The sequence below is a fragment of the Rhodococcus sp. NPDC058639 genome, from assembly GCF_042717545.1.
Lineage (GTDB): Bacteria > Actinomycetota > Actinomycetes > Mycobacteriales > Mycobacteriaceae > Rhodococcus.
The window spans coordinates 61935-75255 of sequence record NZ_JBHXRF010000004.1; the positions used below are offsets into that span (position 1 = coordinate 61935).

The 13321-nt window shown below is 66.3% G+C and carries 15 protein-coding genes; 6 read left to right on the top strand and 9 right to left on the bottom strand.

Going from position 1 to position 13321, the window contains the following annotated elements:
* Positions 1-9: 9 nt before the first annotated feature.
* Positions 10-408 (bottom strand): DUF6223 family protein, encoded by a 399-nt coding sequence (locus ACFWU2_RS08640; RefSeq protein WP_378603967.1) that lies wholly within the window; start codon positions 406-408, stop codon positions 10-12.
* A 204-nt stretch (positions 409-612) separates the two neighbouring features.
* Here ACFWU2_RS08640 and ACFWU2_RS08645 point away from each other — a divergent pair, with 204 nt between their 5' ends.
* Positions 613-1905, top strand: coding sequence for a sensor histidine kinase (locus tag ACFWU2_RS08645; RefSeq protein ID WP_378603970.1), 1293 nt, complete (start codon positions 613-615; stop codon positions 1903-1905).
* Positions 1902-2588, top strand: coding sequence for a response regulator (locus ACFWU2_RS08650; protein ID WP_378603973.1), 687 nt, complete (start codon positions 1902-1904; stop codon positions 2586-2588). Before ACFWU2_RS08645 ends, ACFWU2_RS08650 begins: the two co-directional genes overlap by 4 nt.
* A gap of 28 nt (positions 2589-2616) precedes the next feature.
* Here the strand turns inward: ACFWU2_RS08650 and ACFWU2_RS08655 are convergent, their stop codons facing one another.
* The 6 genes from ACFWU2_RS08655 to ACFWU2_RS08680 all read right to left on the bottom strand — a co-directional run bounded on the left by ACFWU2_RS08655 (position 2617) and on the right by ACFWU2_RS08680 (position 8860).
* Positions 2617-3999, bottom strand: coding sequence for an NAD(P)/FAD-dependent oxidoreductase (locus ACFWU2_RS08655; RefSeq protein WP_378603976.1), 1383 nt, complete (start codon positions 3997-3999; stop codon positions 2617-2619).
* 143 nt (positions 4000-4142) lie between these two features.
* Positions 4143-5186, bottom strand: a complete 1044-nt coding sequence (locus ACFWU2_RS08660) for a tyrosine-type recombinase/integrase (RefSeq protein WP_378603979.1) — start codon at positions 5184-5186, stop codon at positions 4143-4145.
* A gap of 151 nt (positions 5187-5337) precedes the next feature.
* Positions 5338-5910, bottom strand: a complete 573-nt coding sequence (locus ACFWU2_RS08665) for a hypothetical protein (RefSeq protein ID WP_378603982.1) — start codon at positions 5908-5910, stop codon at positions 5338-5340.
* 192 nt (positions 5911-6102) lie between these two features.
* Entirely contained in the window at positions 6103-7446 is a 1344-nt protein-coding gene (locus ACFWU2_RS08670) for a glycosyltransferase 87 family protein (RefSeq protein ID WP_378603985.1), read from the bottom strand.
* Positions 7447-7622: 176 nt separating this feature from the next.
* The gene (gene soxR, locus ACFWU2_RS08675) at positions 7623-8072 is read right to left on the bottom strand and encodes a redox-sensitive transcriptional activator SoxR (protein ID WP_378603988.1); all 450 of its coding nucleotides are present in this window, start codon (positions 8070-8072) and stop codon (positions 7623-7625) included.
* 146 nt (positions 8073-8218) lie between these two features.
* Positions 8219-8860, bottom strand: coding sequence for a dihydrofolate reductase family protein (locus ACFWU2_RS08680; protein ID WP_378603991.1), 642 nt, complete (start codon positions 8858-8860; stop codon positions 8219-8221).
* 1364 nt (positions 8861-10224) lie between these two features.
* Here ACFWU2_RS08680 and ACFWU2_RS08685 point away from each other — a divergent pair.
* Positions 10225-10557 carry a VOC family protein gene (locus ACFWU2_RS08685; RefSeq protein WP_378605149.1) on the top strand — a complete coding sequence of 111 codons (333 nt, stop codon included), beginning with the start codon at positions 10225-10227 and terminating at the stop codon, positions 10555-10557.
* A 144-nt stretch (positions 10558-10701) separates the two neighbouring features.
* On the opposite strand, the gene ACFWU2_RS08690 is transcribed toward ACFWU2_RS08685, so the two are convergent.
* Positions 10702-10929: a transcriptional regulator gene (locus ACFWU2_RS08690; protein ID WP_378603994.1), complete on the bottom strand. Its 228-nt coding sequence runs from the start codon at positions 10927-10929 to the stop codon at positions 10702-10704.
* A 131-nt stretch (positions 10930-11060) separates the two neighbouring features.
* Positions 11061-11438, bottom strand: a complete 378-nt coding sequence (locus ACFWU2_RS08695; protein ID WP_378603997.1) for a VOC family protein — start codon at positions 11436-11438, stop codon at positions 11061-11063.
* A 109-nt stretch (positions 11439-11547) separates the two neighbouring features.
* Here ACFWU2_RS08695 and ACFWU2_RS08700 point away from each other — a divergent pair, with 109 nt between their 5' ends.
* From ACFWU2_RS08700 to ACFWU2_RS08710, 3 genes are read left to right on the top strand one after another with little or no spacing between them, the layout of a single operon-like run.
* Complete coding sequence (locus ACFWU2_RS08700; protein ID WP_378604000.1) at positions 11548-12297, top strand: TetR/AcrR family transcriptional regulator; 750 nt, start codon at positions 11548-11550, stop codon at positions 12295-12297.
* 53 nt (positions 12298-12350) lie between these two features.
* Positions 12351-12728, top strand: coding sequence for a hypothetical protein (locus tag ACFWU2_RS08705; protein ID WP_378604002.1), 378 nt, complete (start codon positions 12351-12353; stop codon positions 12726-12728).
* Complete coding sequence (locus ACFWU2_RS08710; protein ID WP_378604005.1) at positions 12725-13318, top strand: zeta toxin family protein; 594 nt, start codon at positions 12725-12727, stop codon at positions 13316-13318. Before ACFWU2_RS08705 ends, ACFWU2_RS08710 begins: the two co-directional genes overlap by 4 nt.
* Positions 13319-13321 lie beyond the last annotated feature (3 nt).

Below are 13321 nucleotides of genomic sequence, written 5' to 3' on the forward strand. Positions count from 1 at the left end.
GCGGCGACGTCACGACTCGGACAGCGCCGGTGCGGCACGCTCGGCGCGGCGGTAGCGGGCCAGACTCAGACCGCCCAACACGACGGCGACGACTCCCAGCACCACGGCGAACAATGCGCCGACGACCCCGTTGCCGGTATCGGGACCACCGGCGGCGTTCGCGCCGTGCATCCCACCGACAATCACACCGATCGCTCCCGTCGCCAACGCCACGACGATCCACGAGAGGCTGGGAGGTGTTCCGGAGCGGCGGGAACGCCTCAGGGCCACCGCGCCGGCGACCACGCCGACCAGCGCGAGCACGGCTGCGGTGGTGGGTACCGCCCGCCCGACGCCGAGTTCGTAACCGGCGGCAACGATGGAGGTGGGATCCGGAAGCGGGGCAACAGAAACCTCGAATACGGACATGACGATCCTTTCGGTCGGACGGGTATCCCGTCGAGATGGGGCACCTTCGATCGTCGTGCCCCGAGGCCGGCAGGTCATCGGCCGACGGGCGTCGGCGACTACGGCATCGGGCGTATGCCGCGCGCATCGATCCGCAACCGCCGACGTAGGCGACCGAGCCGCAGACCCCGGGTGCTGCGGGCGCGGGAAACCTATGATCACTGCATGCAGGATCGCGCTGCGTCGTTCCGCCTGCCTACCCGCGTTCAGGACCTGCTGTTGGCGCTGTTCATCACCGTCATGCAGGTTCAGGGCACCGTGGTGCGCAACAGCGGGCAGCCCGAAATCGTGCTGCGTCCCCTGTCCGACCTCGGGAACCTCGGCTACCTCCTGTTGATAGTCCCCGGCGCGGCCCTCGTCGTGCGCCGCGCCTGGCCGGTCGCCGTGTTCGCGATCACCGCGTTCAGCAGCGTCGTGTACTACGGCCTCGATTTCCCGGACGGGCCCGGGTGGCTCGCCCTGTTCGTCGCCCTCTACACCCTCACCGCGCACGGCGACGGACACCGCACACTCCGGCTGGCCGCCGTGGGCATCGTGGTTCTGTCCGCGGCGTGGCTCATCGCCGCGGCCGACATCGAGCCACCCGCCGCCATCGGCTGGGTCTACTTCCGCATCGGCGCGTCGGTCATGAGCGCCGCTCTCGGTGAAAGCGTGCGAGCGAGAAATCAGATCGCCGCGCAGGCACTCGAACGCGCCGTGGTGGCGGAACGCACCCGTGACGAGGAAGCCCGCGCCCGGGTCGACGCGGAACGGCTGCGGATCGCACGCGAGGTACACGACACCGTGGCGCACGCCATCGCCGTCATCAACGTCCAATCCGGTGTCACCGCACATGTATTCGACAAACGACCCGAGCGCGCCCGCGAAACCCTCGAGGTGATCGAGCAGACCAGCGCGCGGGCACTGGCGGAGATGCGCGCAATCCTCGAAGTACTCCGAGACGACAACTTCGGAGACGACAGAACTGCCGGCGGGGGAGACACCGACGGGCGGGCCCCGAACCCTGGACTGGCACAGGTCCAGGACCTCACCGACCTGGCGCGCGACGCAGGCCTCGATCTATCCGTCGATGCGCCGTCGCCTCCGCAGCCGGTACCCGCTGCGGTCGGAACCGCCGTGTACCGGATCCTGCAGGAATCGATCACGAACGTGATCCGTCACGTCGGAGCGACCCGCGTGACGATCACCGTCACCTACGGCGCAGACACCGTGGAAGTGCGCGTCGTCGACGAAGGCCGAGCACTCTCGGCCACCCCCGCGGTCTCGCCGCTCTCGACCACGCGCCGGGAGAGTGACCGTCCGGAGCAGCAGCAGAACAGACGCGGGTACGGCCTCGCCGGGATGCGGGAACGCTGCCGGCTCCTGGGAGGGCACCTCGACGCGGGTCCCCGTCCGGACGGCGGTTTCGCTGTCACCGCGTGGCTTCCGCTGACTTCGACCGAAACGGCGGCCACATGACCGGCGAGGAAGACACCTCCGGCGACGGCACAATCAAGGTGCTGCTCGCCGACGACGAGCAATTGGTGCGGTCCGGGTTCCGGCTCCTCCTCGACACCGAGGACGACATCACGGTGGTCGGGGAGGCCACCACCGGCACCGAAGCGGTAGCGAAGGCCTATGCGCTGCGGCCGGACGTCGTCCTCATGGACATCCGCATGCCTAACCTGGACGGCATCGAAGCGACCCGGGAAATCACTACCGCCGGCCTGGGACATGTACGCATACTCATCCTGACGACCTACGACACCGACGCCTACGTGTTCGAGGGCTTACAGGCCGGTGCCAGCGGTTTCCTGCTCAAGGACGCCGGTCCGGCCGAACTCCTGCATGCCATCCGCGTGATCGAGGCTGGCGACGCGCTGCTGGCACCGCGCATCACCCGCCGCCTCATCGGCCGGTTCACCACCCGGCAGGCGGCGGACAGGGCCGGGGAAGATCGGCTCTCCGTCCTCACCGAACGCGAGCGCGAGGTTCTCGCACTGGTCGGGGAGGGTCTGAGCAACCAGGAGATCGGTGCTGCCCTGTTTCTCAGCCCGGCCACCGCCCGCACCCACGTCAGTCATGCCATGGCGAAACTCGGCGCCCGTGACCGCGCACAACTGGTGGTCATCGCCTACCGGAGCGGACTCGTCACCCCGTAAAGCAACGACGCGTGTGACGCCCGGAGGATCATCCCGCTTCGCGTCGCGCGACAGCCTCACGTTCCTCGGCCGCGTTCTCCTCGGTCCGCAACCGCTGGATCGCGAGCCGTCCGAACACCTGCTGCTCGGTCGCCGCCATCTGGTTGCGCCCGCTCGAGAAGAACGCCTGTGCCCACGACAGCAAGGTCGACACCTTCGACGAGAATCCCACCAGGTACAGCAGATGCACGAACAGCCACGCAATCCACCCGAGGAACCCGGTGATCTCGAGTTTGCCGACCTTCGCGACCGCACTGAACCGTGAGATCGTCGCCATGCTGCCCTTGTCGAAGTACCGGAAGGGCGCACGCTGCGCGGGATCCTGTCCCTCCTCCACCGAGGCGATGATCTGCTTCGCGGCATACTTGCCGCCCTGCATCGCGACCTGAGCGAGACCGGGCAGCTTGTCGAGCGACATCATGTCGCCGACGACGAACACGTTCGGGTATCCCGGCAACGAGAGGTCCGGCAGCACCTCCACCCGGCCCGCCCGGTCGATGCCTGCCCCGGACTGCTCGGCGAGTTGCTTGCCGAGTGGGCTGGCAGCGACACCTGCCGACCACACCTTGCACTGCGATTCGATGCGCCGTTCGGTGCCGTCCTTCTCCTTGACGGTCAACCCGTCGGCGTCCACGCCGGTCACCATCGCGTTGAGCTGGATCTGCACGCCCAGGCCCTCGAGCGTCTGGCGGGCCTTGCGGCTGAGTTTGCCACCGTAGACCGGAAGGACGTCCGGTGCGCCGTCGAGCAGGACGACCCGCGCTTCCGTGGAGTCGATGTGCCGAAAGGCATCCCGGAGCGTGCGCCGCGACAGTTCCGCGATCTGCCCGGCGAGTTCGACTCCGGTCGGTCCCGCACCGACCACCACGAACGTGAGCAACCGCGCCCGCTCGTCGGGGTCGTCGGACAATTCGGCCTGCTCGAATGCGCCGAGAATGCGGCCTCGCAATTCCAGCGCATCGTCGATCGTCTTCATCCCGGGCGCGAACTCGGCGAAATGATCGTTACCGAAGTACGACTGGCCGGCACCTGCCGCCACGATGAGGCTGTCGAACGGGGTGACGGTGCGCCGGTCGAGGAGTTGCGAGGTCACCGTCTTGTTCTCGAGGTCGATCGTTTCGACGTCACCGAGCAGAACCCGCGCGTTCTTCTGCTTACGCAAGATCATCCGCGTTGCCGGCGCGATGTCGCCCACCGACAGAATGCCCGTGGCCACCTGATAGAGGAGCGGCTGGAACAGATGATGGGTGGTACGCCCGATCAACGTGACGTCTACGTCGGCGTTCTTCAGGTCCTGGGTACCGAACAATCCACCGAACCCGGACCCGATGACGACGACACGATGACGAGACTCACCCGATTGGACATTCATGCATGCTCCTTCGCTGTTGTCGGCACGACTATCCATGGGTACCCCCACGGCAGCCCTCCGACGCGGGTGGGACTGCATCCAGTCTCGCAGTTGACAAGCCGCAGCACAGGGGGATCGCGCCGGAGCGCAGGCGCGCCGGGCGGTCAGTGCGGGCGGGGTGCCGAGTCGCCGAGCAGTCCGTACACCGGGTTGTGCTGCGCGGCGTGCCGCACCGCGTCGCCGGTCGCCGACGTATAGATCTGCACCGTCTGCAAGGACCGATGACCGAGCAACTGCTGCAACTCGACCATGGTGGCCCCGCTGTCGGCCAGACTCGTCGCGAACGTGTGCCGCAGCGCATGCGCCAGCGCTCCGCGTTTACGTTCGGACTCGATGCCGGCGCGCCGGTAGAGGCGGCGCACCCGGTACTGCAGGGTGCCTCGGGTGATGCGCTGTCCGTCGCTGCCCACGAACAACGGATCGGTTCCCGGGTAGCGCTCCCACACGGCCGGATCGTCGCGATCGCCGCGCACCTGCCGCCGCGGTGCCGGGAACCGCGCGTACCGTTCCTCGAGGTAACTCGAGACGATGGCCGTCCAGCTGTCTTCGAGCGGAATCTCCCGTTCGATGGCTCCCTTGCCCAGCACCCGCAGCACCGGTGTGCCCGCTCCGCCGAGAATGCTGCCCACGTCGAGGCGGATCAACTCGTCCGAGCGGATGCCGGTGAGCAGCAATGTCGCGATCAGCGCGAGGTCGCGTTGCGGCCACTCCCGCGACGATTCCGCCGGACGTTGGGCCTCGACGGTGACGGTCTCGACGAGCTGGTGAATCGCGCTGGGGGAGAATGACTTCGGTGTGTGCTGGGGTTTCTTCGGTTGGGTGATCGAGGCCATCGGGTTGCCCTCCGACACCCCCTCGGAGACCAGGAAATTGCAGAAGTTGTTCCACACCGACCACGCGCGGCGCACCGAGGCCGGCTGCCGCTCGGCGGCGAACGCTGCGAACGCCGAGCGCATCGCGCGGATCGAGATGTCGCCGACTGTCAGGTCGGCGGGCGGACGTTCCCGCAGCTCACCGAGGTGTGTGCATACCGCGTGCAGGTCCAGGCGGTATGCCTTCAGGGTGTGTGGGGACCGTTTCGCGGTCTGCAGCGTTTCCAGATACGACGAGACCCACTCGAGCAGACCCGGATCGTCCCGGCTCGTCATTCCCACGCCCTCCTTCGGCCACCCTGTCGTACGCATGTGCGATTCCAGTGTGACAGGAGGGGGTGACGTGGCTTATGGGCATGTGACAGAAGTCCGGATCATCCATCCCGCCGATCCGGCCGTGACGGACCGAGCGATGAGCCCACAGCCCTCAGGGTCCGGTGCTGGAACCGATCGACGATCCGCCCCCTTCGCTGGAGCCCGAGCTCCACTCCGGGCCGAGGACCAGCGCGCCGGTTGCGCCGAGAAGGTCGGAATTCAGGTTGCAGATGCTTACGACCGCATAAACACCTCTCGGGATGTCCTGGAAAGTTCCGGACACCACGTTGTCACGGTTGGCACCTCGCAGCGGCTGTATCGCCGTGATCGCGTCGGCGTCGCCGAGTTCTTGGAGCAAGGCGAGAACGTCGATATCGGGGTTACCGACGAGGTAGTCGAGCAATACCGGTCCGACGACCGGCGCAGCCCGAACCGCGTCGACCACTGCGGTGGTGCAGGAGCCCGGCAACGTGAGCGACCCGATGAGTGGCACCCGCGGCACATCGGTGGCCGTGTAGGTGATCGACAGCCCGTCGACCTGGACGGAGTAACCGATCCCACGGGCAATCGCCACTGCCGGAGCGGGTTCAGCGGGATTCGCGTCGACCAGCGCCGGAACCGCGAGAGAGGTTGCAGACGCAGTCGCAAGGACGAGAACTGTTCGTGCCAGAAAGTGACGAATCATCGCTGCATCCCTTACGTCGGATCGCTCGATACCGTGTCGCTCAGCAATGCTAGCCGCGCATCTCTCCGTCAGCACGGTGAAATACACTCAGCGTGTCTGCTCTCCGATCGGTGTGATCGAAGCGAATGTCTCGCGATGCCGGACGATTTCGCGTGCAGTGGCCTAGGGGCTTGCGGCCGGCACCCGAGTGCCTCACGCTCTCGGAGCGGGCGAATCCTTGCTTCCCTCATGGAAACTCCCGGAAGCGGTCTTTCCTTCTTCGACGACGGGTGACTTGATGACCACCGGCGCCATCACCATCGTCGGACTCCGGTCGGCGTCCGGCACCTGTTCTTCGTCGGGCACGGCAGTACGTGTCGGCGCGCGACGACCGTAGGCAATCAGGACGACGGCGATCAGCACCGCGAACACCATCGGGTATGCGGATTGGACCAGCGTGCGCACCAGTGGCTCACCCGGGATCATGAAGATTCCGATCGCGACGACACCGTCCGGGTAGGAGCGGTACCACGCGCACAACGGCACCGCCGCAGCAACGGGAACCAGATAACCCCACCATCGGCCCCACCGCACCGCCTGGTCGAGGCACAACACGAGCAGCGGCACCACCCACACCCAGTGATGACCCCACGAGAACGGCGAGACCATCGGCGCGGTCAATCCGCACACGGTCAGGCTCAGCAGATGGCGACCGTGCCGATGGGCGAGCTGCGCGGCCCACAGCCCGGCGACGGCGACTACACCGGCGCACAGCAACCACAGCCACATCGGAGGTTCCTGCGTGTGGAGCGCCCGCGCGAGGAGCCCGCGCACCGATTGGTTCGCCGGTGAGGAAATCAGCCCGATTCGGTCGGAGCGAATGATTGCCGAAGTCCAGAACTGCCACGCATCGGTGAAGATCATCACGAATCCCGCCACGATCGTCGCGGCAAACGTCACGGTCGCAACCACGGCGGCACGCCACTGTCGCACCACCATGAGATACGCGATGAAGAACGCGGGTGTCAGTTTCAGGCCCGCGGCCAGGCCGACGCCGATCCCACGCAGGCGGCTCTGCTCCGGGCGGGACAGATCCCAGAGCACCAAGACGAGCAACACCAGGTTGATCTGCCCCAGCCACACTGTCATCCGCACCGGTTCGATCCAGGTGAGCGCAACCGCCGAGCCCACGCTCACGACCCGCATCCGGACCGAATCCTCGTAACCGAGCGCGCGCCAGCTCAACCGGACCGCCAGGTACAACAGCACCAGATTCACCAGGTTCACCGCGATGGCGGTGCCCGCCACGGAGAGCAGTGACAACGGCACGAACATCAGCGCAGCGAACGGCGGGTACGTGAACGGCAACGAGTCGAACAGAACGAAGGAGTACAACGGTTCGGGGCTGCGCGCGGTCAGGCCGCCATGCCGGTACACCAGCGCGTCGACCCCGTTGCCGAACAAGCCGTAGTAGTCGGTGAACCCCAGCAGCCGGTCGTGGGCGACGAACGCGACGCCGGCAACGATCACTGCCGCAACCGGCCACCACCTCGGCACTCTCGATCCTGCTTTGTGTATCCGACTCCTGTCTCGACTCCCCATGGATCGAACCTAGGGGGAGGAGACCGGCAGGTGCCGTACCGACACAGCGTGAGGCCGGAGTTTGCGGCTTGCCGACAACGGCGTCGGGTAGGGGTTGCCGGTCGCTCTGTCTCCGACGTGCGGGCGATGGGTCAGTCGCCGCGGACCGGCAATCGCCGCGGGCCCGGACCTTCTTTGGCAAGCACATCGCCAGGGTTGGCCAGCGGACAGATCTTCAGGCTCAGGCATCCACACCCGATACACCCTGCGAAATCGTCCCGGAGTTCGGTCAACGCGTCGATACGGCGGGTCAACTCGTCGTGCCACAACGCCGACATCCGTGCCCAATCCTCGGCGGTCGGCACCCGGTTGTCCGGCAACGAATCCAATGCCGCCTTGATGTCGTCGAGCGACACCCCGACGCCCTGCGCGATCCGGATGAACGCCACTCGCCGCAGTGTGTCGCGCCGGTACCGGCGCTGGTTGCCGGTCGTCCGTCGACTGTCGATGAGCCCCCGCGACTCGTAGTAGTGCAGCGCCGAGACGGCCACACCCGACCGAGCGGCCAACTCCCCGGGGGTCAACCACACGGCAGGAGACATCGTGAACCTTCCTGCAATCGGGATTGCACGCGTCGATCTGGGTGCACAGTACCCAAATATGAGGTGCGACGGCAGCGCTCGGCGGGCACGGCAACGGCTCACCCGTATCGGCGTCCGGGTGAGCGGGGGGATGCGATTGTGCCGGTCTACTTACGCCAGAACAGGTGGTGGGTGACGCCGCTCGGGCTGGGAACGACGTCGTGATGGAACCTGTCGTGCAATTCGTCCGGTGACTCCCACAGGTGCAGGCCGGACCCGAATTCGAGCGGTGCCACTGCGATATGCAGGGTGTCGACCAGGTCGGCGTCGAGGAACTGGCGGACCGTGGTGACCCCACCGCCGAGTCGGACATCCTTGCCGTCCGCGGCCTCGCGCGCTCGAGCGAGGACATCGGACGGTTCGCCACCGACGAAATGGAAGGTGGTGTCGGAAAGCGTGATGGAGGGGCGGGGGTGGTGGGTCAGGACGAATACCGGAGTGTGGAAGGGCGGTTCGTCGCCCCACCATCCCTGCCATTCGTCGTCGGGCCACGGACCGCCCTTGGGCGCGAACTTGTGACGACCCATGATCTCTGCGCCGATGTTGTGGGTGAAGTCGCGGGTGAAGTAGTCGTCGATGCCGCGACTGCCGCCGGGATCGGTGCGGTTGGGCCAGCTGGCGGTGGCTCCGGCCCACTCGAACATGCCGCTGTGGTCGAGACCGAAGGGGTTCTCGAGGGTCTGATCTTCTCCCGCGGCGATTCCGTCGCTCGAGACGGTGAAGTTCTGTACTCGCAATAGCTGGGACACACTGTTCTCCCGTGTCGTCTCGGATGGATTCGCAGAGGTAGACCGGGCGCAGCGGGCAAACTCATCGGACGATGCTCACCGGAGGATGGGGGACAGGGACTGTGCCCCGGTGAGGTCCGCGAGGTGAGGGGAGTGGAGCGCGAGGATCGTGCCCCGGTCGGCCGGGGAGCGTCGACAAGATCAACCGAGGAGGATGCGCTGAGGTCGACGATCGCGTGTCCGGTGCAGAGGTGCCGGCAGGCTCGCGCGAATGTAGTCGCACATTCTCAACACGGAAACGGTTGTGCAGCAGTAGTATTCATGGATAACGGTGATTATCCATCAAAACTGAACAGGGTAGACGAGGCGCATGTCCGGTTTCCGGACCCCGGGGGACGGGGGGCTTTCGCGGGTCCGTGTGGTGCGCTGCACGCATGCTCGGCAGGTCTGGCGGACGTCCGTTGTCTCTGCGGTCGGTGCCGGACGGGCTTGTGCGGGAGGACCGCGGCGTTCTCGTGTACAGGGGCATGTCGGGTATCGACCTCGAATGCCGATGGGTCCACGAATCCGCGGGCCGGCCACCGGGACGACCCCGGATCCATGTGTCGAAGCGAGCCGAGGCGGGCGGTGAATGAAGCCGCTCGATGGTGCATCACGAGACGGTGTGGGAGGCGGGCGTGCCGGAAACGGCACGGGTCGCCCGGTAGGCGTTCCACTCCCTTCGGGGGCGGGCCTGATCCGCGTTACTTGACATAATGTAGATTATCGGCGAAATAACGACCTGCGGAAACGGACGCACGCGGCCTTCGGCGACCGCCGGTGATGTTGCGTATCGCTACGCGTCACGTGCGACGTCGTCGCTCATTGCTCGCTTCGCGCCACGCGACTCGGCGCGGTTCTGGCCTCTCGCAAGTCGGCGCCGATCCTCGGATCGAATCGTCCCCGACGGCTGTGTGACTGGCGATCGGGTCTCGGCCCCGCTTCGCCTGTCCGATTCGAACATGCGGACGACGGGAATGCCGGCGACCCTCCCCGCTCCCATCCTGCCGGGTGGACATTAAAACGTCACAGTGACGTTTTAATGTCCACCCTCCCTTGCCGTATTTCACCGCCTCTAAGGGTCTGTGCCGTAAACGCACCAGGGCGATATTCGAGCAGATGACTGCGTCCGAAACATTCTGTGCCTACTGTCGCCCTGAGATACACCCTCTGGACCGTGTCACGCTCGGCCCGAGGGGCACCCGTCGAAACGTCACGTGACGAGCCGTGGAATGGGGAAGTCTACCCGTGCAACGAGTGACAATCGGCCCTCGTCGGCCCGCGATCGGCGGCCGTAAGCTTGGGCAACTTTCACCCGAGGAGAAGCCGTGAGCCACGAAGTGAAGATGATCGTCCTGTCGACCGATGACCTCGACGAGTCGATCAAGTTCTACAGCGAGGGCCTGGGAATGAGACTGAAGTTCCGCGACGGCACGCATTTCGCCGCGCTCGACGGTGGTGCGGTCACGATCGCACTCGCGACATCGGTCGATCATCCGATCCACGGACAGGTCGTCGTGGGTATCAAGACCGACGATGTCGATGCCGCTGCGAAAGCCACCGAAGAAGCCGGCGGCGGCATCGTGCAAGGTCCGTACGACGACGCGCACGAGCGCCGCGCGGTGGTGTACGACAACAAGGGCAATGGATTGGTGTTCTACAGCCCGTTGAATCGTTGATCGTGAATCGGAACCATTGATCAAGAATCGTTGATCGTGCGTTGACCCGTCGGGGGGATGCGGCCGGGTGCTTCGAGGGGTCTTCCTCGGAGCACCCGGCCGCAGCGGTTCCTCCCCGCTCCTACTCCCCTGCCGTGCGTGCCATCATTCACCGGTAATAGCCAGCGAATCAACCAATTTGCGTAGTGAGTGCAATTCCTCAGTCAGCTCGGCAAGCACCGTCAGGTGCCGCGACAGGTTCCCCGAGGTCAAGCCGAGCTCTTCTTTCAGAAATACGAAATCGACGGACTTGGCCTGAGACAGCACTGCCAGCACCCCCAAGCGAACTCGCTGGTGCACGACGTCATCGAGGCCACTGGTCGGATGCGTCATCGCCTGCCTCGATCCCTCAACGCCACCGCCACCACTCCAAGGAGCGAGACCGATCCTGCAGCCGCGATGTTGGGGAGCAGCCGCCAGGGCTCATTGGGTGCCTTTCCTCGGCTTCTCCTCGGTGGTGTCGCTCAGACCCACTGCACGAGTTGCCACACGAGGCCGTTCGGGTCGGCGAACTGACAGAACCGCTCCCCCCACGGCTCGGTCTCCGGTGCCGTGACCACGGTGGCACCGGCGGCGGCGATGCGGGCGTATTCGTCGTCGAGAGCATCGACGACGAAGGCGATCAGCATGCCCTGGCCGGCGGGACCGGCGATCGAGGCGGGTGTGAAGGTGTCGAGTCCGGTGCGCAGGAAGACGACGTTGAATCCGGCGTCGGGGTGGGTCAGGGACACGAAGCCGTCGGCGGACATCGCTTCGGTGAAGCCGAAATGGGTGGTGGCGAATTCCGCGGAGGCCGCGGGGTCGGCCACGTTCAGGGACAGGGCGGTGTCGGTGATCTTCACGGGAACCTCCAGGTGACGGAGACGAGGTGGTGTTCGGGGGGATGGAAACCAAAAACATTGTGCAGTGTATAGAGTAGCTCGTACCCGACCTGCGGAGGAGAGGTTTTCGATGGCTCGCGAACTACTCGACCTGTTGTGGCGGGATCACCCCGCAGCCCCGCAAGGAGGCGCGCGTGGACCCCGGGCGAAGGTGACCACCTCACAGGCCGTCGACACTGCGATCGCTCTGGCCGACACCGAGGGGCTCGAGCACCTCACCGTGCGTCGCCTGGCCGCCGAACTCGGCATCTCCGGTATGGCGCTGTACACACACGTCGGTTCCCGCGACGACCTGCTGGTGCTCATGGCCGACTGCGCGCACGACCGGCAACCGCGCGCGCCGTACGCGACCGAGGATTGGCGGGCACGGGTGCGTCAGGTCGCCGACGCCGACCTGACCCTCTACGGCGAACACAACTGGCTCCTCGATGTCGCGGACCAGCGAGTGTCGTTGGGGCCGGGGACGATTGCGAAGTACGACCACGATCTGCACGCCTTCGACCACACCGGCCTCGGTGACGTAGACCGCGACGCGGCGCTGACCTTCGTGGCGGATTTCACCCGCGCCGCGGCGCGTGCCCGCCGGCCCGATCCCCGCGCAGCGGACATGGCCGAGGTGTGGTCCGCGTGGAGCGAGCGTCTTGCGGTCTATGTCGGGAACAACTTTCCGCTCGCGCGGCGGGTCGGCGCGGCGGCAGGTGCGGTGCTGAACACTTCGTACAGTCCCGGTGCGGCGTGGGAGTTCGGGCTCGAGCGCCTGCTGGACGCGCTCGACGTCCTCGTCACGACCGCGTCGGACGATCCTGGGCCAACCGTGTAGCAGATTGCTACACTGGGAGGAACGGTAAGGCGCGTCGCGCGAAGGAGTACGTCATGACGAACGTCGTCGACAAGGTGACCAGGTTCTCGTCGGAGCTCGTCGACGCGGCCGCATCCGAAGGTGAACGGGAAAACCGTTCGGCCCGTCAGCAACTCGAACACTGGGCGCGCGTCGGCCGCGAGGTGTCCAACCAACGGCAGGTCGCGCGACGCCGCGTCGAGGCCGCGCTCGCCGGGCGGCTGCCGCTGCGCGAACTCTCCGACGAAGAAGGCGTGGTGTTCAACGCCGAGATCGCCGCGGCCCTCGAAGAGTCCCTCGCCACCGGTCATCACGTCACCGATCGCGCCGCGCGGGGCCTCGCGTCGGTGGTGCTCGACGACCAGGGCCGCGTCGTCAAGCACCTGCCTGACGGTACCCAGATCGTTCTGTGAGGCGACTCGATCTCGTCGTCGGACCCAACGGATCCGGAAAAACGACGTTCGTCGAGCAGCGTCTCGCTCCCCTGCTGCCCGGCAGCGTGTTCGTCAACGCCGATGTGATTGCCAAGCAGCGATGGCCGGACAGCCCCGAGGAACACTCCTACGAGGCCGCGCAGATCGCCGCGACCATCCGCGACACCCTCATCGACCAGGGTGAATCGTTCATCGCCGAGACGGTGTTCTCGCATCCCTCGAAACTCGACCTGATCGACCGGGCGCACCGCGCCGGGTACGTGGTGGTGCTGCACGTGGTGCTCGTGCCCGTCGAACTGTCCGTCGCCCGTGTCGCCGAACGCGTGATCGAGGGCGGTCACCGCGTTCCCGAAGAGAAGATCCGCTCCCGCTTCGAGCGGGTGTGGCCGCTGGTGGCGGACGCGATCGACCGGTCCGATCACGCGACCGTCTACGACAACACCGCCGCGGATGTCACCCGCATCGCGGCGCGTTTCGTCGACGGTGACCCGGTCGGTGAGGTGGCGTGGCCGTCGTGGGCGCCGGCGGCGCTGACCGGAGCGCAGACCGCACCGACCGCCCAGACCTGACGG

What these genes read in the sequence shown, in the direction of transcription:
- ACFWU2_RS08640 (WP_378603967.1), bottom strand. Translation starts at nt 408, where the DNA reads ATGTCCGTATTCGAGGTTTCTGTTGCCCCGCTTCCGGATCCCACCTCC.
- ACFWU2_RS08645 (WP_378603970.1), top strand. Translation starts at nt 613, where the DNA reads ATGCAGGATCGCGCTGCGTCGTTCCGCCTGCCTACCCGCGTTCAGGAC.
- ACFWU2_RS08650 (WP_378603973.1), top strand. Translation starts at nt 1,902, where the DNA reads ATGACCGGCGAGGAAGACACCTCCGGCGACGGCACAATCAAGGTGCTG.
- ACFWU2_RS08655 (WP_378603976.1), bottom strand. Translation starts at nt 3,999, where the DNA reads ATGAATGTCCAATCGGGTGAGTCTCGTCATCGTGTCGTCGTCATCGGG.
- ACFWU2_RS08660 (WP_378603979.1), bottom strand. Translation starts at nt 5,186, where the DNA reads ATGACGAGCCGGGACGATCCGGGTCTGCTCGAGTGGGTCTCGTCGTAT.
- ACFWU2_RS08665 (WP_378603982.1), bottom strand. Translation starts at nt 5,910, where the DNA reads ATGATTCGTCACTTTCTGGCACGAACAGTTCTCGTCCTTGCGACTGCG.
- soxR (WP_378603988.1), bottom strand. Translation starts at nt 8,072, where the DNA reads ATGTCTCCTGCCGTGTGGTTGACCCCCGGGGAGTTGGCCGCTCGGTCG.
- ACFWU2_RS08685 (WP_378605149.1), top strand. Translation starts at nt 10,225, where the DNA reads ATGATCGTCCTGTCGACCGATGACCTCGACGAGTCGATCAAGTTCTAC.
- ACFWU2_RS08690 (WP_378603994.1), bottom strand. Translation starts at nt 10,929, where the DNA reads ATGACGCATCCGACCAGTGGCCTCGATGACGTCGTGCACCAGCGAGTT.
- ACFWU2_RS08700 (WP_378604000.1), top strand. Translation starts at nt 11,548, where the DNA reads ATGGCTCGCGAACTACTCGACCTGTTGTGGCGGGATCACCCCGCAGCC.
- ACFWU2_RS08705 (WP_378604002.1), top strand. Translation starts at nt 12,351, where the DNA reads ATGACGAACGTCGTCGACAAGGTGACCAGGTTCTCGTCGGAGCTCGTC.